Here is a 20,853-nt window from a genome sequence, read left to right as displayed (position 1 = left end):
CGGCTCAGCCTATCGCCGCCAGCCTGCGCCGGATTGGCGGCAGCCTGTCATTTCGCTGGGCCTGGCGTTTGGCTTCCCACTGAAGCGCCGTGCGAACGATCGTCGACAGATCGTTGAAGCGCGGCCGCCAACCCAGTTCCGCCTGAATGCGAGCGGAATCCGCCACCATGGCGGCAATATCGCCGGCGCGGCGCGGACAATGGATGATCGGGAAGTCATGCCCCGATTCCCGCTGCACTGCATGCAGCACGTCCAGTACCGAATAACCGACGCCATAACCGCAATTGAGCGTTCGCGTACCGCCGCCGGCGCGCAGATGCGCCATGGCCAGCATATGCGCATCGATGAGATCGCTGACATGGATATAATCGCGAACGCCGGTGCCGTCGGCGGTAGGATAATCCGTGCCGTAGACCTCCACCCGGTCGCGCCGGCCGGTCGCGGCTTCGCACGCCACCTTGATGAGGTTTGCCACGCCCGTGGGCGAAGGTCCGGCTCGGCCCTGGGGGTCGGCTCCGGCAACATTGAAGTAACGCAGCGCCACATAGTTGAAATCATGCGCCTGCACGACATCGCGCAGCATGATTTCAGAGGCGAGTTTCGACAGGCCGTAGGGATTTTCCGGGCTGAGTATCGCCGTTTCCGGCACCGGCCCCTCGGAGGGCTGGTTGCCGTAGACGGCGGCTGTCGAGGAGAAGATGAAGTTACGAATGCCGTGGGCGACCGCTGCCGCGACAAGGGCGCGGGTCGTGCCGGTGTTGTTTTCGTAATATTCCAGCGGCTGGCTGATCGATTCAGGAACGCTGACGGAGCCGGCAAAATGGAAGATGGTCTCGATCTGGTTCTCGTCGAAAATCTGGTCGAGCACGGCGCGATCCGCCGCATCACCCAGATAAAAACGCGCCGCCGGCGCGACAGCCCAGCGCGACCCCGTGGAAAGCCGGTCGACGACCACGACCTCTTCCCCGGCATCGAGCAGAGCCCACACCATGTGGCTTCCTATATAACCGGCCCCACCCGTGACCAGAACAGCCATGACACCACTTCCCTGTTTGCTTTTCTTGATCCCATCAAAGCCAATAATTCTTCATCATTGATTACTTGCACAGCGAATACGCGGCCAATCTCCCGCCCCTTTCAAAAGGTGGCTTACGATTGGTTAGCGCAATCACGTGTTTTCTATTGATTAGATGAAAATGTTCTCATTAATGGAACAGGATGCGCATAGCACAGAAAATCCCGCCCGTCGATGGCTGCGCCGTGGGGTTGCAGTTTTGACGGCCGACTGTGATTTTTGGGCATATGTGCCTGTCGCGACGAGAAACCCGGCGCGGCAGGACAAGGAGGGCGGGAAGATCGAGGCTTACCTGCCGAGAATGTAAGATGCCAGCCGTTCGGCCGCATCTTCTATCTGCCTGGGGTTGCGCAGGAAACAGGCGCGAAGAAACAGTTCCCCTCCCGGGCCGAAGGCCGTGCCGGGCGCGAGGCCGACCCCGGTCTTGTCGACGATATCGAGCGCCGTGGCGCGGCTGTCCGTCACCCCGTCGATCTTGAGGAAGGCGTAAAGGGCGCCGTCCGGCTTCAGCGTTTCCACACGGTTCGTCGCGATCAGCGCGTCGCAGAGGATGTCGCGGGACGCCAGGGCACGCTCGTAGTTTTCGCGGATGAAGCCGTCACCGTGATCGAGCGCGGCGACCGCGCCGCGCTGCATGAATTGCGCCACACCGGACGTGGAATATTGAATGAGGTTCTCAATGACCTGGCCGATGGCGGGCGGCGCGGCAAGCCATCCGACACGCCAGCCGGTCATGGACCAGTTCTTCGAAAAGGAATTGGCGAAAACGATCTTGTCGTCCGGCTCCATGATATCGAGGAAAGACGGCGCGCGGCTGCCGGCATAATGATAAAGCGCATAGATCTCATCCGCGACGATCCACAGACCGTGTTTGCGGGCGAGCGCCAGAACGTCGCGGAGATTGTCACGCGTCGCCGTCCATCCGGTCGGATTGGAGGGCGTGTTGATGAAAAGCGCCCTGGTCTTGCCGGTGATCGCGCTTTCCAGCTTGCCGATATCGAGATCCCAGCGGCCATCGCGGAAATCGATGCCGACCGGAACCGCCTTTGCACCGGCAACGCCGATCGCGGCGACGATATTGGGCCAGGTCGGCGAAAGATACACCATCTCGTCGCCCGGCGAGGTCAGCGCCTGCACGGCAAGTACAATCGCCTGCATGCCGGAACCCGTGACGTAAAAATGATCCGCCGGCAGCGATGCCGCGAAATGGCGTTCGTAATAGCGGCTCAGCGCCTGGCGCAGTTCGGGAATGCCGCGCTGCCAGGTGTAGAAGGTTTCGCCATTGTTCAGCCCGTCAATGGCAGCCTGATTGATGAAGTCGGGGCTCGGCAGATCGCCTTCGCCGACCCAGAGCGGCAGGAGATTGTCCCGCCCGCGGGCGTAATTCACGACTTCCACGATGCCGCTCTCGGGAGCCGCCAGAGAGCGTGCACTCAGACTGTTCAAAATGGACATTAAAGACACTCCGTTTCGTGCCTTCTTATCGCATCGAACCGGCGATATGCATGATATTCCGTGAGGCGAAGATGGATTTTCTTTATAGGACGATCCCGGCGCGACGCCACCGGCCCAAGGGGCCGGCGGGACCAGGCCGGGATCAGGTCTTGCATCAACGCGTCTTGAGCAGATCGCGGATTTCGGTGAGGAGCTTGACGTCTTCCGGCGGCGGCGCTGCTTCCGGCTTTTCCTCAACCTTCTTGCGGTCAACCGAATCACGAAGCTTGTTGACGCCCTTGACCATCAGGAAAATGATCCAGGCCAGGATAAGGAAGTTGATGAGAACCGTCAGAAAGCTGCCGTAAGCGAAAACGGCGCCCTGGTCGCGGGCAGCGGCCAGCGAGGTGGCGGTGACGCTGGAGCTCAACGGCAGGAAGTAGTTCGAGAAGTCGAACCCGCCGAAGATCGCGCCCACGATCGGCATGATGAGATCGTTGACGACGGAATCGACGATCTTGCTGAAAGCCGCCCCGATAATGACACCCACGGCCAGATCCATGACATTGCCGCGGGCGATGAAGGTTTTAAATTCGTTAAGCATTCAGATTGTCCCTCTCTCCTGCTTCGAAAGCTGAAGCGCTGTGACTGTCCCTACACTTTCAACCATACAGATTCCCTTACCCATTTGGAATTCGTCAAGATTGCATTTATTAGCTTTTTTGCACGCGATAACGCATCCGGTGAAAACGGCATCGGCGGATGTGCTTCAGCACTCTTTTTCTTGGCATTTTCCGGACGTAGGACCGCTACGCACTGTTACTGGAGATGCTGTCGTCTTGAACTTTATGATCAGGCCGCGCTCATTCTCAACGGCGCTGAATTCGCCTATGCTCATATTTGGGAATTTTTGCATTGGGAGGATGCGTGCTTCCTGGGTGGATCATATTCGGTTCGGCCTTCGCTTATGTCCTGCTGCTGTTTGCGGTTGCAAGCTTCGGGGACAGGAACAGCCGCAAGAGAAACGCTCCGAAAAAGGGGCGTCCGTTCGTCTATGCGCTGAGCCTGGCGATCTATTGCACCTCCTGGACCTATTTCGGCGGCGTTGGACTGGCGGCCGACAGGGGACTTGAATTCCTCGGCATCTATACCGGCCCGATCCTCGCCTTTACCATCGGCATGCCGATCATTCGCCGTATCGTCGATCTGGCCAAAACGGAGAAGCTGACATCGGTTGCGGATTTCATCGCCGCCCGTTACGGCAAGAACTCCACCGTGGCGATGATCGTCGCCATCATCGCACTCGTGGGCGCCATTCCCTATATCGCACTGCAATTGAAGGCCGTCTCCAGTTCGGTGGCCACGATGGTCGATCCCGGCGATTACGGCATCGGCAGCGGCAATCTCTATTTCCTTGATCTGCCGCTGGTCGTCACCCTCGTCATGGCCGGCTTCGCCGTCATGTTCGGCACCCGCCACACCGATGCCACCGAACACCAGGACGGGCTCATCCTGGCGATCTCGATGGAATCGCTGGTCAAGCTCGTCGCCATGTGCACCGTCGGCTTTTACGTGCTGTTCGTCCTCTTCGACGGTCCGGTGCATCTGTGGCAGCTTGCAACGGCCAATGAACAGGCCATGCGGGCCATATCCTATCATACGCCCGTCAGCCGCTGGATCGTGATGACGCTGCTGTCCGGCTTCGCCATCATCCTTCTGCCGCGCCAGTTCCATGTCACCGTGGTTGAAAACCGCACGCCGGAAGAGCTGCGCATGGCCGGGTTCCTGCTGCCGCTCTATCTCATCGCCATCAACATCTTCGTGCTGCCGATCGCGCTCGCCGGGATTCTGACGCTGGGCGCCAATGGCGATGCCGATCTCTACGTGCTGCAGCTGCCGCTCGCGCATCAGATGCCGGTCGTGTCGCTGATCACCTTCATCGGCGGCTTTTCGGCGGCGACCGCGATGGTGATCGTCGCTTCGGTGGCGCTGTCGATCATGATTTCCAACGACATCGTCATGCCGATCTTCCTGCGGCAGAAGCTGCTGAACCGCTCTCCGCACCGGAACGACTTCGCCAAGACGCTGCTCAACATCCGCAGGACGGCGATCTTTGCGGTGCTGCTTCTCGGTTATGGTTATTACCGCGCCGCCGACAGCGCCACAGGGCTCGCCTCCATCGGCCTTCTTGCCTTCGCCGCCATCGCCCAGATGGCCCCTGCCCTTTTCGGCGGGCTGTTCTGGCGGCGGGCCAACGCGCGCGGCGCAATCGCGGGTCTCAGCTCCGGCTTTTTCGTCTGGGCCTATCTGCTGTTTCTGCCAAGCTTCGGCGGACCTGACAATTCGGAAGTGGCGGCGAATATTCTCGGCTTCCTGTTTTCCGGCAGCACCGTGTTCAATGGTCCCGAGGCCGATCCATTCGTGAATGCGGTCATCCTCAGCCTGCTCGTCAACGGCACGGCCTTCGTGCTCGGCTCGCTCTCGCGCAATCCGCGGCCGGTGGAGCGCATCCAGTCCGGCATTTTCGTCAAGCGTCACTCGAAATCGCAATTTGCCACGCGCGGCTGGAAAACCCGTGTCAGCGTCGGCGACCTGAAAAGCGCCATCGCCCGTTATCTCGGCGAAGAGCGCATGCTGCGCTCGCTGGCGACCTATGAGAAGACGGCCGGCAGGAAACTCAACGACGACCAGCCGGCGGACATGGCGCTGATCCATTTTTCCGAACAATTGCTGGGCAGCGCCATCGGCTCCTCCTCGGCCCGCCTCGTGCTCTCCATCATTCTCCAGAAGGCGGAAGATACCAGCGCGGACACGGCCTGGCTGCTCGATCAGGCCAGCGAGGCCCTGCAATATAATCAGGACATGCTGCAGACGGCGCTGGCGCAGATGGATCAGGGCATAGCCGTTTTCGACAGTTCGCAGCAGCTGACCATCTGGAACCGGCGCTTCCGTACCCTGCTGGACCTGCCGGAGCAATTCGGGCAGGTGGGCGTGCCGCTCAACGACATCGTCGCCATGCTGCAGGAGCGCGGCGACATGCCGGCCGGTGATACGGATGAGTTGATCACCAGCTTCCTGACCATGGACCTGCCGTTCTCACTGGTGCTGGCGGGCGGCGAGCGCATCGTCGAAGTGCGGTCCAACACCATGCCGGACAAGGGTATCGTCGCCACCTTCACCGATATCACGCAGCGTGTGGCGAGCGACCAGGCGCTGAAACAGGCAAACGAAACGCTGGAGCAGCGTGTGGCGGAGCGCACCGTCGAACTGACCCGCGTCAACCGCGAGCTGGCGGAAGCACGGGCGGCGGCCGACGAGGCGAATATCGGCAAGACGCGGTTCTTCGCCGCCGCCGGTCACGACATTCTGCAACCGCTCAATGCCGCCCGTCTCTATTCCTCCTCGCTCGTCGAGCGGCTGGGCGCGTCGGGAGAAAGCGAACTGGTGCAAAACATCGATTCGGCGCTGGAATCGGTCGAGACCATTCTGGGCGCCGTTCTCGATATTTCCCGGCTCGACACGGGTTCGATGAAGGCGCGCATGACATCGGTGCCGCTCAACGATCTGCTGAAACGCATCGAGACCGATTTCGCGCCGATGGCGCAGGAAAAGAACCTCGACCTCGTGGTCATGCCCACTTCGCTCACCGTCCGGTCCGACCCCAACCTCTTGCGGCGACTGGTGCAGAATCTGGTTTCGAACGCCATCAAATATACGCTGAGGGGCAAGGTCGTCGTCGGTGCGCGCCGCCGCGGTGGCGAAATCGTCATTCAGGTGACGGATTCCGGCATCGGCATTCCCGCCTCCAAGTTTCGCACTGTCTTCAAGGAATTCGCCCGGCTGGACGAGGGCGCCAAAACGGCATCCGGCCTTGGCCTCGGCCTTTCCATCGTCGATCGGCTGTCACGCATGTTGCATCATCCCGTGCAGCTGACCTCCACGCCGGGCAAGGGCACGACTTTCCGCATTCATCTGCCGCGTGAATCAGACCGCCTTGCCCCCGGCAAATCCGACGGCGCTATTACCAATCCGGCAGCAAAAGATCGCCTTCAGGGCGTCAGGGTTCTCTGCATCGACAACGAACCGAAAATCCTCGAGGGCATGACGCTGCTGCTGACGGGCTGGGGTTGCGAGGTGCTGCCGGCGGGTTCCGTGGCGACGCTGGAGGAGCCCTTCCTCAGCCTGGCGGCAGCGCCGGATATCATCATCGCCGATTACCATCTCGATGACGGCGACGGCATCAGCGCCATCCGCCTGATCCGGGCATTCCACGGCAAGGCCATACCCGCCCTGCTCGTGACGGCGGACCGCAGCCCGGAAGTGCGCAGCGATGCCGAAAAATACGGGATTTCCGTCCAGCACAAGCCGGTCAAACCGGCGGCGCTGCGGGCCTATATCAACCAGATATCCGGCACAGCACGGGCAGCAGCCGAATAAGAACTCCCGGACCTTGCGATCCGGGAGTCACCGGCATTCTGAACAGGGAGCTCAGGCGGCCCGGTTCAACCGATCCCGGCCGGTCGCCGAACCCTGTTCCATCTGAAAACGCTGAACGAGATCGAGCAGCGCCTCCACCTCGCCGGACAGCACCCTGCTGGCAGCGCTCGACTGTTCGGCAAGGGCGGCATTCTGCTGGGTCATCTGGTCCATCTGGTTGACGGAACTGTTGACGTTGTGAAGCGCGGAAGACTGGTCCTGCGTCGCCGTCGCGATGGTTTCGACATGCTGGCTGACGGTGACGATCTGCTGGCTGATGGCGGACAGAACCGTACCCGCCTCCTGCACCAGCTTCGATCCGGAACTGACTTCATGTGTCGACTGGTTGATGAGCTGCTTGATCTCGCGGGCCGCGTCGGCGGAGCGCTGGGCAAGCTCGCGCACTTCCTGGGCCACGACGGCAAAACCCTTGCCCGCCTCGCCCGCGCGGGCGGCCTCGATGCCGGCATTGAGCGCGAGGAGATTGGTCTGGAAGGCGATATCGTCGATGACCTCGATGATCTGCTCGATCTTGCGCGAGGCGTCTTCGATGCGCCCCATGGCGTCGACGGCATTGCTGACGACCGAACCGGAGCTGTCGGCGCTCTGCTTGGTGACGCGCACGGCCGCATTGGCCTCCCTTGCGCGCTCGGCCGACGATCTGACGGTTGCGGTGATTTCCTCGACGGCGGCTGCCGTCTCTTCCAGCGACGCCGCCTGGTTTTCGGTGCGCTTCGACAGATCGACCGACGATTGCTCGATTTCAAAGCCGCTGTGCTGGATGATCAGCGTGCGTTCGCGAATCTGCCCCAGCGCATCCCGCAGATTGAGAAGGGATTCGTTGAAATCCGTGCGCAAACGGTCCAGACGGCCGGCAAAAGGCGTTTCGATCACAAGGCTCAGATCACCGCGCGAAAGCCGGCCGAGGCCAGCTGCGATCTCGGCGACCGCAAATTCGATCTGGCCGTCCAGTTCCTGCTTCTCGGCGTCATTGCGGTGGCGTTCGGATTCCGCCGCAGAGCGCTCCTCGGCGCTTTTCCCTTCGATCGCCAGCTTTTCAAGCGCGTTCTCGCGGAATATCACCAGGGCGCGGGCGATGTTGCCGAACTCGTTGGTATTGGTGGCATAGGGAATCGGCGTGTCGAGATTGCCATCCGAAAGCGACTTCACCGCGTCGGTCAGCTTGCTGAGCGGCTGCAGGGTGCGCCTGATGACGAAATAGGCGAGCAGTCCCACCCCTATCAAGGCGAGCCCGCCACAGATCAGCATCATGTCGCGCAGGCTGTAAATCTGGGCATCATAGACATCCATGGGAACGCCCACGAACAGAATGCCGACAGCGGCGCCGGTCTTGTTCAACACCGGCATGTAACCGGTCATGTAGTCCACGCCGAAAAGCGTGGCAGGGCCGAAATAGGCTTCGCCTCTGGAGATTTTCTCGAAAGCGGGATGATTCGTGGCGAGCTTCGTACCGACCGCCCGCTCGCCCTTTTCATTTTTCAGATTGGTGGTCAGACGGACGTATTCGCCGGCCTTGGTTTCAAAAACCGTGGCGATACCGCCATTGCCGGCGGCCGTGCGGTCGACGAGATCATTGTCGCGCAGCGTGCCGATGCTGGCGCGTCCCACGCTCTTCAGCTCCCCATCTCCCATGTCGAGGGAAACGCCGCCGACCTTCAACTCATATAGGATCGCCATGCCGCGCATTGCACTGTGCGTATCGCGCAAGGCCGTTGTAATGATATTGTCCTTCAGGCGCATATAGGTGGTAAAACCAACTGCCGCCACGCTGAGCATGATCAAGCCGATCGTCAGCACGACAACCTTACTCGCCACGGTCTTAAAGAGCCGGTTGTACATGAAACAGTTCCCCAAAGCCAAACCTGTGACAGTTCTAGTTGGCAACTGTTAAAAAACGCGAAATGAGGCGCGCTGGTCATGCTCCAGGGCCGGAATAGCACGCTTGGCGATCCCGTAACGGCCGGATTTGCGGGACGGGACAGCCCCGTCCGCAATCAATGGATATAACCGAGCCGGATGGCTTTCGCGATTGCCTGAATACGATTGACGGAATCGAGCTTGATCGTCGCCGAACCGAGATAGGCATTGACGGTGTGCACGGAGAGCCCGAGCTTGACCGCGATCTCTTCGCTGATACGGCCGTCACCCGCCAGTTGCAGGCAGGCGATTTCCCTTTCGCTCAGGGCTTCCGACGGTGCGGCCTTACGCTCGTCCAGCGCCAGCATGTCGACCATGATCTCGCAGCACTTGATGTGCTGCTCGATGACCACCTCGTTGTCGAGAACGAGGTTGGTGCCGCAGAAGACGATATAGCCATTGCCGATGGTGCCGAGCCGCACCGGCAGGGCCAGTCCTGCATAGGGCAACGTGTCGTTCTCGATCCGGCGCAACAACGCCGGCACATCCGGAAGGTCGGCGAAGCCGCCGGCATTCTTGTTGCGCCAGATGACCGGCAACAGTGACGTCTCGATATGATCGAGGAGAATATCGCCGACGGCGCGGATGAACTGCGCGCTCTGCTCTGCGGCATTCATGCCCCAGTTTTCCAGTTCGCAGGTCAGCTTCTTCTTGTTCGGGAAACCGGAAGCAGCGGCCTTCGTCACCACGAAGTTGCGCGCGCCGACCAGCTTCTGCATGGCGACGAGCTTCGGAAACAGATCCGACCGGCTCGTTGCAACGGGACTGCGGTAAAACATGCCCGTTTGACCTGTACCCTCATTGTCTTTCGTCTGTACCATCCGTCCGACCATTATACGAGGTTGTTGCGCACGGCATAGGCAATTGCCTCCGAGCGGGTTTTCGTCGCGGTTTTCCGCATCACGCTTGTGATGTAATTATTGATCGTATTGCGCGAAATGCCAAGGATCATTGCAATCTCGTCGCTTGTCTTGCCTTCCGCGATCCAGAACAGGCATTCCAGCTCACGCTCGGTGAGGTCGATATCACGCACGGCCTTTGCTTCGCTGGCAATGCCGAAGCTGACGCAATAGCCCGTCAACAGCGCGATTTCGCGCAGACGTTCCGGTGAGGGAACCGCCTCTTCCGGGAAAAGTAAAAGAAGCGAAAGTCGGATACGGCCGACGCAGAAGGACAGCGCCGAATATTGCCGGTCGATGCCATAGGGAACCGAAACGTCATCGGGAAGGAACAGCAACCTCGGTTGCAGAAGCGAAAGGCATTTCTCCATTTCGCTCGATCGGTTCTGGCTGTTCGTCAATTCGATGCCAAGCCTGCGAACCAGATCGAAGGGCCAGTCGGACGTGACGATGAATTTCAGTCCGGTTTCTTCGAGAAGGTCATCCCGCGCCAGCAGATAATGCGAGGCGCCAGCATAAGTGACGAGCAGATCCAGTGCGCCTGCAACGTTACCGGCTGCAGCCGTGGCTGCGACGTTTTTAGCAAGCTGGTCGCGCGGCAAGGGCTTACCCATGCCCTCCATAGGCTTGGCAGACAGCCTGCGGATATCAACATCGACTTTCAATCGCCTACGCCCTCTTGCTCCCAGCGGGAGATTATACATCGGGATGGAATCATTCCATTCGAGAAGCTTACCAAAATGGAACGGCAGCCCCCGGAGACCGAATCACTTCATTTTATGGAACCGACCGGAATTTGCCATTACCTGACAACAGCCTTTCCACGTATTTCCCTGTTCGTCTATTGCTAAAAAAACATACTGAAAAGCTGTTCAATCCATAAACGGCATTCTCAGCCAATTCCCAGCAAACTGTATCGTTGCTGAATTTTTTGTAAACACTGTCCTGAAACGAGATTGCCACGGCTCGCCCGTCAAGCATAGCAAAAAGCCAGAAAATGCAAAAAAGGCCGGGTAAAACCGGCCTTTTCACTATCACGCTGCTTTTTCCACCGCCCATTTGCGCAGGATTTTGGCGGCTCTCTCCTCGCTGATTTCGACCATACGGGAGAGCCGGCGTTCGGGTCCTTCGCGAACACGGCGGTTGAAGGTGCCTTCGCCATCGCCGCCCGCCAGCAGATCGTCGGTGCTGTCGAAACCGAAATCCGCGCCGAAACCCTCCATGAGGCCGCCAGCGCCCGCATCCAGGCCGGGGGAGAAATCCGGCAATTCGAGGCCGGCCGATTCCTGGCTGAGCTGCGCCGCAGCCGAGCCATTGCCGGTGACCGTGCGGACCAGAGGGCGTACACCGAGCCAGATGACGAGGAAGGCGACGGCGACGAAGGCGAGCGAGTTGATGATGCCGGCGGAGTTGCGGCTCAGCACTTCCATGATGCCGGGTCCGCTTGCGGCCTCGTCCAGCAGCTGCGTTTCGAGGAAATCCATCGCCGTCAGCGTCACGACATCGCCGCGATCGGACGAGATACCCGCCGCCGACGTCACGATTTTCTGCATTTCGGCAAGATAGGCGTCGATCTTGGCCTGGTCGGCAGGTTCGCCGACCATCTTGGCGACACGTCCCTTGTTGACGACCACGGCAACCGAAATCTTCTCGACCGTATAGCCGTTCTTGACCGTTGCGACCGTTTTCGAATTGATCTCGTAGTTGGTCTGCTCTTCCTTCTTGGCCGACTGGTCGGAGGACTGCGGGCCGCCGCCGCCGCCCTGCGGGGCTGCCTGTGGTACGTTCTGCTCCACGGTCGCGGCGGTATCGGGCTGGGTTTCCTGGGATTTCTGGTCTTCCTTGACCGTGCGCACGGAGCGTTCGACGCGCGATTCCGGATCGTAGACGGTTTCCTGAATCTGGCGGCTGTCGGTATTCAGCTGCGCCGTCACGCTGGAGCGGAAATTATCCATGCCGAGGAAAGGCGCCAGTGCCTTGTCGATATTGGTTTCGATTTCCTGCTGTACGTTCTGCGCCAGCGTCAGCGAGCGGTTCATGGCGGCATTGGTGACATCGTCGCCGGATGCGAGGAGCTGGCCGGTCGAATCGAGCAGCGTCACATCATCGACTTCGAGGCCCGGAACGGCCGAGGCGACGAGGTGGCGGATGGAGGCGGAGGCCTTGCGGCCGGCGGAAGCGCTGGCACGGATCATGACCGATGCGGTGGGTTTCTGTTCGCCCCGGCGGAAATTGCCGACATCCGGCATGACGATATGGACGCGTGCGGCCGCAATGCCGTCAATCTGCTGGATGGAGCGGCTGATCTCGCCCTCAAGGGCACGAACGCGCGTCACTTCCTGCATGAAGGAGGTCAGGCCAAGCGAGCCGACATTGTCGAAAAGCTCGTAACCGGCATTGGCGCTGTCGGGCAGGCCCCGTTCGGCCAGAAGCAGCCGCGCCTTGCTGGTCAGCCCGACGGGAACCTGAAGGCTGGCACCATCCGTCCCGACCTGAAAGTCCAGACCTGATTCCGCGAGCGCAATGCTGATCTTGTTGAGATCGCCTTTTTCAAGCCCCACATAAAGGGTCTCGTAAGCTGGACGGTTCACATAAAGCGCTGCGGCGAGGATGATGGCCATGGACAAAACGCCCACGCCACCCAGCATCAAGAGCCGTGTCTGACCCAGCGCCGTGATATTCTTCAAGACCTGAGGGATTTGATTTAACAGATTCATTCTGTTCCGCACCGTCATTCATAGAGTCCGAGACCTTTTGGCCCCGTGGTCACAATAGGGTGCGAAGCTTGCGCGAGCGTTGCCTTTCTCCGCATTCCGCGACGGAAAGGAACGTCGGCTGAAATGCTCTAGAACAGGTCGAAGTCGCCGGACGCCTTGTCGAGCGGCTGCGAATGGCCGTGCCGCAACGCCGCGCCGAGCGCCTTCTGCATTTCGGCAAGCTTGACGAGGCTGAGCGCCGTGGACACATCCACGAACCAGTCCGCGGGGATGGAGCCGGTGATGGTATCGATGAATTCGGCCAGGCCGCGGGTCTTTTGAACGGCAAGGTCGATGCCCTGCAAGAGCTTGACACCGTCGCTCGACAATTGACCGCTGGTCACCTCCAGCAATTGCGGCTCGATGCGCTCGATCAGATAGGCGACATCGTGCAGTTCCGACACCACGCGCATGAGAACATCCGGCAGGGCTTCTTCGAACGGAGTGATGGCGGTATGCTCTGCAAGCTGCATTGGAAACTCCGTGACTAGAAAAATTCGATGTCGTTGGCGACGGGCTTGGGTGCCGGCACCGGACGCGTTTCCATGGCAACCGTCTTCTGGGTTTCCGCGCCGCTGAGCGGATGCTGACGCGCGCGACCCGAAACCGGCCAGAACTCGATCTTGCGGCCATGTTCCCCGCCCGTGGACGAGCTTATCACCGGAATGCCTTCGTCCTTCAGGAACTGCATGGCGAAGATGGCGTTCTGCTCGCCGACATTGGAGAAGCTGGCAATCGTCTTGGCGCCCCCGAAAACCTTGGCCTCCAGCCGGTCGCGGCGGGCGCCCTGCTTCAATAGGCCGTTGATCAGGAGCTCCATGAGATGCACGCCGTAACGCGTCGCATCTCCACCCGTCACATTGCCCGTTCCCGGCAGCAGGAAATGGTTCATTCCCCCGATACCGGCAACAGGGTCTCTCAGACAGGCGGCCACGCACGAACCGAGTATCGTCGTCATGACCACGTCGGGATCGCTGACGACCTTGTACTCGCCCTGAATGATATGTACGCGCTTGGCCGCAGGTTCAATCATTTCAGCGATCCGAAAACCGCCTCGATGGCTGCGCGCATCTTGTCGATGGTGAAGGGTTTCGCCAGCACGTTGTTTGCGCCGAGCTGCGCCGCCTTCTGGACCAGCGCGCGGTCACCCTGCGCAGTGAGGATGATGAAGGCGGCCTTCTTGGTCGTCGGGTTTGCCCGCACGGCATGAAGGAAACCGAGACCGTCCATCTTCGGCATGTTGAAGTCGGAAATGACGAGATGATGGGGCTGCTGCTCCATGATCTTCAATCCCTGCTCGCCATCGCCGGCGGCAGTGATCTGCTTGAAGCCCAGCTGTGTCAGCGCATCGCTGAGGAGCAGCCGGCTGGTCACCTGATCGTCGACGATCAGAACTTTGATCTTTTCTGCGAGAGACATTAGTCAGCACCTTCTTTGCGGGCAGTGGTTAGTTTCAGTATTTCTTCGCCGATGGAGGCCAGCGGCAATTGCTGTTCGACGGCGCCAAGCTCATAGGCCACGCGGGGCATGCCGTAGACGACACATGTTTTTTCGTTCTGGCCGACGGTGCGCGCCCCGGCATGACGCATTTTCAACAGCCCCGCCGCGCCGTCTCGGCCCATGCCGGTGAGAATGACGCCGACGGCGTTGCGGCCGGCAAGTTCGGCCACCGAATCGAACAGGACGTCCACGGAGGGACGATGGCCGTTGACCGGATCGCGCTCGACGAGCCGGCAGCACGGCGCTGCCCGGTTGGCGATCTGCAGATGGCGTTCACCGCCCGGCGCGAGATAGATCTTGCCGGTCTGCAGGCGCGCGCCGTCCGTCGCCTCTTCCACCACCGGCGCGCAGATACGGTTCAGCCGTTCGGCGAAACTCCGGGTGAATGTCGGCGGCATGTGCTGGGTGATGACGGTCGGCGGGCAATTGGCCGGAAATTTCTGGAGTACGGCGATCAGCGCCTCGACGCCGCCCGTGGAGGAGCCGATGGCCACGACCTTGCGGCCGGCGCGATAGTCGCTGACCGGGGTGGGTTGCGCTGCGGCGACGCCTTCCGGACGCGCCGCGCGATAGGCCGCGTGCTGGGAGCGGGCCGCGGCCTTCACCTTGTCGGCAAGATCGCCAAAGGGGCGCGCATCGCCCGGCGCCGGCTTGCCGACACAATCGAAAGCGCCGATTTCAAGCGCTGCCAGCGAGGCGTCCGCCCCGCGATGGGTCAGCGACGAGACCATGATCACCGGCATGGGCCGCAGGCGCATGATCTTTTCGAGGAATTCGAGACCGTTCATTTCCGGCATCTCGATGTCGAGCGTCACGACGTCGGGATTGAGCTGCTTGATGGCGGCTCGGGCCTCCATGGCGTTGCCGGCCTGCCCGACCACCTCGACCTCCGGATCCGCCTTGAGGACAGCCGAGATCAGGCCCCGCATGGTGGGGGAATCATCGACGACGAGAACCCGTGCGAGAGCGCTCATGGTTTTCTCCCCGATGCGTGACCGATGAAGCGGTAGGTGGTGATGCCGGTATTGTCGAAAAGGTTCTTGGCGTCGCCGGAGACTCTCTCGGAATGGCCGATATAAAGGTGGCCGCCCTCCGGCAGCAGCCCGGCGAAACGCGACCAGATGCGCGTCTGTGTCGGCTCGTCGAAATAGATGACGACGTTGCGGCAGAAAATGACGTCGAAATTGCCCTTGAAGGGCCATTGCGTCATCAGGTTCAATTCGTTGAAGGTGATGAGGCGCTTGACCTTGTCATCGATACGGAACTTGCGGCGGCCGCCGGCATCGACTTCCGTGAACCATTGCTTGCGCATGGCGGGAGATACGGTTTCGAGCGCATTATCGTCATAGACCCCCGCCCTGGCCTGGGCCAGAATCTTGGGGTCGATATCCGTCGCCAGGATTTTGAAATCGTAATCCGCCGCATTCGGGAAGAGCGCGAGCACCGTCAAGGCGATGGAATAGGGCTCCTGCCCGTCGGAACAGGCCGCCGACCAGATGCGGACGCGCCCACCGCTTTTTGCCCTTGCGATGAGACCCGGCAGGACCTCGTCGCGCAGATGTTCGAAATGATGGTTCTCGCGGAAGAAGCGGGTGAAATTCGTCGTCAGATGCGACAGCATTTCACGCCGCGCCTGCGCACCCTCGGGCGAGGAAACCAGCGCGCAATATTCTCGGAAACCGGAAAGGCCGAGATTGCGGATATGTTTCGACAGACGGGAATAGACCAGCGACGCCTTGGTGTCGTTGAGATAAATGCCCGCATCCGCGTAGATCATTGCAGCGATTTCCGACAGGTCGCGTCGTGTCAGCGGATATTCGCCGCTGGCAAGAACGTCGTCGGAAGACTGGCGCTGGTCGCTGAGATTAAGTGCTGCCATGAATGATCCGCTTTCAACCTGTCGCCGCAAGCGACATTTCCTGCTTCAGTGGCTGTCCGCGCGAGGCGCTGACGATGGCATCGACATCCAGAATGAGAGCGACGCGTCCGTCACCGAGGATGGTGGCGGCGGCAATGCCCGGAACATGGGTATAGTTCGCTTCCAACGACTTGATGACGACCTGACGCTGGCCCTGGATGGCGTCGACCATCAGCGCGCGCTGACCGCCGCCTTCCGATTCCACCAGAAGCGCGACACCTTCGACCGGATCGGCCTGGGTCGGGCGGAAATTCAGGACACGTCCGACATCGACCAGCGGGCAGAAGGAATTGCGGATGGAGATCAGCCGCTGGTTGGCACCGAAGGAGTGAATGTTCTTCGCTTCCGGCTGCAGGGTTTCGACGATCGCCGTCAAAGGCACGACGAGGGTCTGTCCGGCCACCGTCACCACCATGCCATCGAGAACGGCGAGCGTCAGCGGCAGGCTCATGGTGAAGGTCGAGCCATGGCCGGGGCGCGAGGAGATGCTGATGCGGCCGCCAAGCGCCTGGATGGAACGCTTGACCACATCCATGCCGACGCCGCGGCCGGAAATGTCGGAAATCTTGTCCGCCGTGGAGAAGCCAGGCGCGAAGATCAGATTGTCGATCTCCTCATCCGTCAGGTTCGCATCGGCGGCTATGAGATCGTTGTCGATCGCCTTCTGGCGGACGCGCTCACGGTTGATGCCGGCGCCATCGTCCTGAAGCTCGATCAGGATGCGGCCCGAGCGGTGCTTGGCCGAAAGCTTGATGGTGCCTTCCGGGTTCTTGCCCGCCGCTTCGCGTTTTTCCGGCGTTTCAATGCCGTGGTCGACGGCATTGCGGATCATGTGGGTCAAGGGTTCGGCCAGCTTGTCGATGACAGTCTTGTCGACTTCGGTGTTCTCACCTTCGGTGACGAGGCGGATCTGCTTGCCGATCATGTCGGCGACTTCGCGGACGATACGCGACATGCGCTGGAAGACCGGCTTCACCGGCTGCGCGCGGATCGCCATGACGCTGTCCTGGATTTCGCGCGTCAGCTGCTGCAGCTCGTCGAGCCCCATATTGACGGCCGACGTGCCGCTGGCGTCGTTTTCAATGACGCTCTGCGACAGCATCGCCTGGTTGATGACGAGCTCGCCGACGAGGTTGATCAGGCGGTCGACGCGGTCGAGATCGACGCGGATGGTCTGGCCGGCGCTTGCATTGGCGGCGGCGTTGGCATTTGCCTGGGCAGCCGCCGGCGCGGCCGCAGCCTCGCGCTTTTCGATGGCGGCATTGACGCTCTGGGCGATCTGCGTCGTCGCGACGGCGGTCTCGACGGCGACGGCAATATCGGTGTCTTCGGCCGAAGCGACCTCGATCGCATGGTCGACGTCTTCGTCAAGAGCGGAAAGGTCGAACGGAACCGGGATCATCGGAAGCTCTTCGTCGTCACCCGCCACATCGGAGAGAACCGGCGTGATTTCGAGATCGCAATCCCATTCGGCGAATTCGAAGACGCTGCGGATCCCTTCCTCGCCCTTGTCGGTCGTGATCGAAACCGTCCAGGAGAAATAGGAGGCTTCGGGGTCGAGCCTGTCGAGCGCCGGCAGTTCGGACAAGTCGCAATTGATGCTCATCTCACCGATGCGCGAAAGATCGCGCAGGAGAAGTGCCGCCTCGTTTCCTTTCGAATAAAGCGATGCGTGCGGCTTGAAGGTGACCTGGAAGGTCGGCGCCTCCATCAGCGGCGTCGTCTCGTCGGCAAAATCGGAGAAAGAGAACGGGATCGGCTCGAAGCCGCTTTCATCCGTCGGCTTGGCCTTGACGGGTTCCGGCGCCTTAACGGCGACGGGAGCCGGCGCGGATGCCGGAACCGCTTCGCCATTGGCCAGCGCTTCCAGTTCCTTGACGAGGCCACGGGTGCGGCTTTCATCGACGCTGCCGCCGTCTCTTGCCGCATTGGTCAGATCCGCCAGCACGTCGGCGGAGCGCAGCATGACCTTCAGAACCTCCTGCGTCGGCTCCAGCTTGTTGGAACGAACGCAATCGAGGGTCGTTTCGAAAACATGGGCGAAGGCCACGAGATCATCGAGACCGAAGGCGCCCGCCCCACCCTTGATGGAATGAACGGCACGGAAAACGGCGTTGACGGTTTCCGGGTCACGGTCGCCGTCATTCAATTTAAGAAGCCCCGATTCCAGTTCAGCGAGCTGTTCCTCGCATTCCTGGAAAAAGATTTCCTTGATTTCGTTCATATCCATCGTGAAATGTCCCGTATCAGGCGGTTACGCGTTCAATGGCATCGATGAGTTTTGCAGGATCGAACGGCTTGACGATCCAGCCGGTCGCACCGGCCTGGCGGGCGCGGTTCTTCTTTTCCGCATCGCTTTCGGTCGTCAGGACCAGGATCGGGATTGCGCGGTACTTTTCGTTGCGGCGCACGCCCTCGATAAAGCCGAAGCCATCGAGACGCGGCATGTTGATGTCCGTGACGATGACATCGGGATTGCTCTGTTCCAGCACTTCGAGACCCTCGATGCCGTCTTCGGCCTGAATGGTCTCGAAACCAGCATTGTTGAGGGTGACCAGGAGCATGTTCCTGATCGTTCTGGAATCATCCACGGTAAGAACTTTTTTCTTCACTGCTTTATCTCCTTGGGGAGCAAATGATCGATATCGACGCCTATCAGTTTCATGGTCTTGTCGAATGCATCGGACACCTTGGCAAAGCCGAACCGTTTGCCGTCCTCTTCCCAGGATTTCGCGCCGGCCATGAGGACCTGGGCGCAAAGCGCGCCAATGCGTTCGACTTCGGACGCGTCGACCGACAACGGTGCTCCTCTCAGCGTCATCAGCTTGCCGTGCAGAGCCGATGCCTCGTTGAGATCCAGCACCGGTGACAGTTTCAGCGTCGCCTCAGCTGCTTTTCTGGCTGCCATTACATGACTCCCTGACGTCTGAATTGTTGGTAATCCCGGCCATAATCCGTGCGGTTATCGCCACGGGCCATAAAAGAAGTGTCCTTACGTTCCGCCACGGCCGCCGCCTGTCCCTGACGGGCGATGCGGAATTCGCGAATGGTGCGGCCAAGTTCCACGATGACGGTGTGAAGCGTGTCGGCGTCAGACGCGCTTTCGCCGATCTCCGCGGCCATTCCGCCGGCCTGCCGCTGTTGTGCGCCGATATCGGCGGCGAGCGATTGCAGGTCACCGACCTGTGCCGTTGTATGCCGGGAGACTTCGGCGATCATGTCGTTGATGCCGGAGACCTGCCGGACGACCCCGCCGATTGCGTCCTGGGTGCGGTTGACCATGCGGACACCGCCCTCGACCTGCGTCTTGGTGGTGCCGACAAGGCTCTTGATCTCCCTTGCCGCGTCGGCGGAGCGCTGGGCGAGCGCCCGTACCTCCTGCGCGACGACGGCAAAGCCGCGGCCACTTTCGCCCGCGCGCGCCGCCTCGATGCCGGCATTGAGGGCGAGAAGGTTCGTCTGGAAGGCAATCTCGTCGATGGTGCCGATGATCCTGCCGATCTGCTCGGCCGATTGCTCGATATCCGCCATGGCGTCGATCGCCTCGCCGATCGCCTTGCCGCTTTCGACAGCCGCCTCGCGGGCGTGGGACACCGCCGTTTCCGTCGCCGATATGCGCGCGCCGTTTTCGACCACGCCCCCGATCATCGCCTGGAGCGCGCGGCAGCTCTCGGCAAGGGCTTCTGCCTGCTGCCCGGAACGGTCGGCAATTGAGCGGCCGATATCGGCAAAACGGGCGCTCAAGGCCTCGGCATCGCCGATGCCCCGTTGCGCGGATGTCAGCGATGAACCGATCGTTTCAAGTGCGGCGTTGAAAGAGGCGGCAACGTCGCGATAGGCTTCCGGCAGATCGCCGCCGATACGGGCCTGAAGATCGCCGGCGGCGAAGGCCGTCAGCGCCGCACCCAGCAGCGCCGCCGCTTCCGAACGGTCGTTATCACGCTGTTGCGCCAGTTCGCGGCCGTGGCGCAGGCGCAATTCGTTGAAACGCAGCGAGACGGCGATCTCGGTATCGACCATCACCAGACGCACGATGTTCTTCACGGCCTCGGCCAGCTCGCGGCTCTTCCTGCGGCTGCCGGGCAGGATGGAGCGCGGCGCATGTTCCGCCACCAGGCCGCCGAGCAGATGTTCCAGAACGATGGCGTGGCTGGCGATCTGCCAGCGCGGATCGAGACCCATGCGGCTGGCATTGTCGGACAGAACCTTCACCCGCTCGGCATAAAGCGCGTCGAAACGTGCATCCGTCAGCACGCTCCAGTGCGAGGATTGCAGGTCGTGCAGGCGGTCGAGCTGGTTTTCGCTCTCGAAAGACGGAGAACAGTCCGGCATGGACTGGAAACGGGTCATCACATCGCGCAGGCCGGCCTTGACGTAGGGCTCCAGCATGCCGCGATAATTGCGCAGAAAATCGGATTGCGTCTCGTCGAGGCCGGCAAAGCGCAGCCTGCCCGCCAGGCTTGCACCTGCCGATCTGCGCGCTTGATCTGATGGCAAGTCCTGCCCCAACCGACGTCCCCAACAACATGACGGCCGGTCAAACCCGGCCAATTGGCCAAGGTCCAGAATGCCAGTACCCTATAGGGGATTTTTGAACGAACATACCCATCGCGGACGATGCGGCATCGACGCCTGCCTGACCTTCTTGAACCAAGAAACGAAAATACCGGATCGGCCCCGGTACGGCAGTGCGGCGTCATGCCTGGAAGGGGAGAAAGCCCCATTCCGCCGTGGAAATACCATCAATCTTTATGGTTAATTCCTTGCTTGAAAGTTAAGAAACATCCGCCGCGGCGTCAAACGCTAAAATTTGTAAAAGCTTTTAGCCATCGCCGCCCTCACTTTGCCGCAAATGGG

Annotated in this window: 17 protein-coding genes; 1 reads left to right on the top strand and 16 read right to left on the bottom strand. The window is 60.7% G+C overall.

The window, feature by feature from the left end:
* Positions 1-4 precede the first annotated feature (4 nt).
* From galE to mscL, 3 genes are all read right to left on the bottom strand, one after another.
* A complete protein-coding gene (galE, locus tag ACI2KA_RS04640; RefSeq protein ID WP_404499641.1) occupies positions 5-1,036 on the bottom strand; it encodes a UDP-glucose 4-epimerase GalE in 1,032 nt (343 codons plus the stop codon).
* A gap of 327 nt (positions 1,037-1,363) precedes the next feature.
* Positions 1,364-2,530, bottom strand: coding sequence for a pyridoxal phosphate-dependent aminotransferase (locus ACI2KA_RS04635; RefSeq protein WP_404499639.1), 1,167 nt, complete (start codon positions 2,528-2,530; stop codon positions 1,364-1,366).
* A 154-nt stretch (positions 2,531-2,684) separates the two neighbouring features.
* Positions 2,685-3,113, bottom strand: a complete 429-nt coding sequence (gene mscL / locus ACI2KA_RS04630) for a large conductance mechanosensitive channel protein MscL (RefSeq protein ID WP_065114821.1) — start codon at positions 3,111-3,113, stop codon at positions 2,685-2,687.
* 323 nt (positions 3,114-3,436) lie between these two features.
* Between mscL and ACI2KA_RS04625 the strand changes: the two genes are divergently transcribed.
* Positions 3,437-6,946 (top strand): PAS-domain containing protein, encoded by a 3,510-nt coding sequence (locus ACI2KA_RS04625; protein ID WP_404499637.1) that lies wholly within the window; start codon positions 3,437-3,439, stop codon positions 6,944-6,946.
* A gap of 51 nt (positions 6,947-6,997) precedes the next feature.
* Here ACI2KA_RS04625 and ACI2KA_RS04620 read toward each other — a convergent pair whose 3' ends face one another.
* From ACI2KA_RS04620 to ACI2KA_RS04560, 13 genes are all read right to left on the bottom strand, one after another.
* The gene (locus ACI2KA_RS04620) at positions 6,998-8,845 is read right to left on the bottom strand and encodes a methyl-accepting chemotaxis protein (protein WP_404499635.1); all 1,848 of its coding nucleotides are present in this window, start codon (positions 8,843-8,845) and stop codon (positions 6,998-7,000) included.
* A 155-nt stretch (positions 8,846-9,000) separates the two neighbouring features.
* On the bottom strand, positions 9,001-9,702 hold the full coding sequence (gene visR, locus ACI2KA_RS04615) for a transcriptional regulator VisR (RefSeq protein WP_404499633.1): 702 nt from the start codon (positions 9,700-9,702) through the stop codon (positions 9,001-9,003).
* Between the two features lie 53 nt (positions 9,703-9,755).
* The gene (gene visN / locus ACI2KA_RS04610) at positions 9,756-10,487 is read right to left on the bottom strand and encodes a transcriptional regulator VisN (RefSeq protein WP_404499631.1); all 732 of its coding nucleotides are present in this window, start codon (positions 10,485-10,487) and stop codon (positions 9,756-9,758) included.
* A 369-nt stretch (positions 10,488-10,856) separates the two neighbouring features.
* Positions 10,857-12,539 (bottom strand): flagellar basal-body MS-ring/collar protein FliF, encoded by a 1,683-nt coding sequence (fliF, locus tag ACI2KA_RS04605; protein ID WP_404499629.1) that lies wholly within the window; start codon positions 12,537-12,539, stop codon positions 10,857-10,859.
* A 128-nt stretch (positions 12,540-12,667) separates the two neighbouring features.
* A complete protein-coding gene (locus ACI2KA_RS04600) occupies positions 12,668-13,051 on the bottom strand; it encodes a hypothetical protein (RefSeq protein ID WP_404499627.1) in 384 nt (127 codons plus the stop codon).
* A gap of 14 nt (positions 13,052-13,065) precedes the next feature.
* Positions 13,066-13,611 carry a chemoreceptor glutamine deamidase CheD gene (gene cheD / locus ACI2KA_RS04595; RefSeq protein WP_404499625.1) on the bottom strand — a complete coding sequence of 182 codons (546 nt, stop codon included), beginning with the start codon at positions 13,609-13,611 and terminating at the stop codon, positions 13,066-13,068.
* Positions 13,608-13,997 carry a chemotaxis response regulator CheY2 gene (gene cheY2, locus ACI2KA_RS04590; protein WP_003493781.1) on the bottom strand — a complete coding sequence of 130 codons (390 nt, stop codon included), beginning with the start codon at positions 13,995-13,997 and terminating at the stop codon, positions 13,608-13,610. Before cheY2 ends, cheD begins: the two co-directional genes overlap by 4 nt.
* Positions 13,997-15,052: a protein-glutamate O-methylesterase CheB gene (gene cheB / locus ACI2KA_RS04585; protein WP_404499623.1), complete on the bottom strand. Its 1,056-nt coding sequence runs from the start codon at positions 15,050-15,052 to the stop codon at positions 13,997-13,999. Before cheB ends, cheY2 begins: the two co-directional genes overlap by 1 nt.
* A complete protein-coding gene (gene cheR, locus ACI2KA_RS04580) occupies positions 15,049-15,957 on the bottom strand; it encodes a protein-glutamate O-methyltransferase CheR (protein WP_404499621.1) in 909 nt (302 codons plus the stop codon). The genes cheB and cheR overlap by 4 nt, the downstream gene beginning before the upstream one ends.
* A gap of 13 nt (positions 15,958-15,970) precedes the next feature.
* Complete coding sequence (locus ACI2KA_RS04575; RefSeq protein WP_404499619.1) at positions 15,971-18,226, bottom strand: chemotaxis protein CheA; 2,256 nt, start codon at positions 18,224-18,226, stop codon at positions 15,971-15,973.
* A 16-nt stretch (positions 18,227-18,242) separates the two neighbouring features.
* Complete coding sequence (gene cheY1 / locus ACI2KA_RS04570; RefSeq protein WP_003493773.1) at positions 18,243-18,608, bottom strand: chemotaxis response regulator CheY1; 366 nt, start codon at positions 18,606-18,608, stop codon at positions 18,243-18,245.
* A complete protein-coding gene (locus ACI2KA_RS04565) occupies positions 18,605-18,904 on the bottom strand; it encodes an STAS domain-containing protein (protein ID WP_404499617.1) in 300 nt (99 codons plus the stop codon). The genes cheY1 and ACI2KA_RS04565 overlap by 4 nt, the downstream gene beginning before the upstream one ends.
* The gene (locus ACI2KA_RS04560) at positions 18,904-20,493 is read right to left on the bottom strand and encodes a globin-coupled sensor protein (RefSeq protein ID WP_404499615.1); all 1,590 of its coding nucleotides are present in this window, start codon (positions 20,491-20,493) and stop codon (positions 18,904-18,906) included. The genes ACI2KA_RS04565 and ACI2KA_RS04560 overlap by 1 nt, the downstream gene beginning before the upstream one ends.
* Between the last annotated feature and the right edge of the window lie 360 nt (positions 20,494-20,853).

Origin of the sequence: Agrobacterium sp. NPDC089420 (genome assembly GCF_044900305.1) — a bacterium.
Lineage (GTDB): Bacteria > Pseudomonadota > Alphaproteobacteria > Rhizobiales > Rhizobiaceae > Agrobacterium.
Note: the sequence above shows the minus strand (reverse complement) of the source record. Positions and strands in the feature narration are given on the sequence as shown.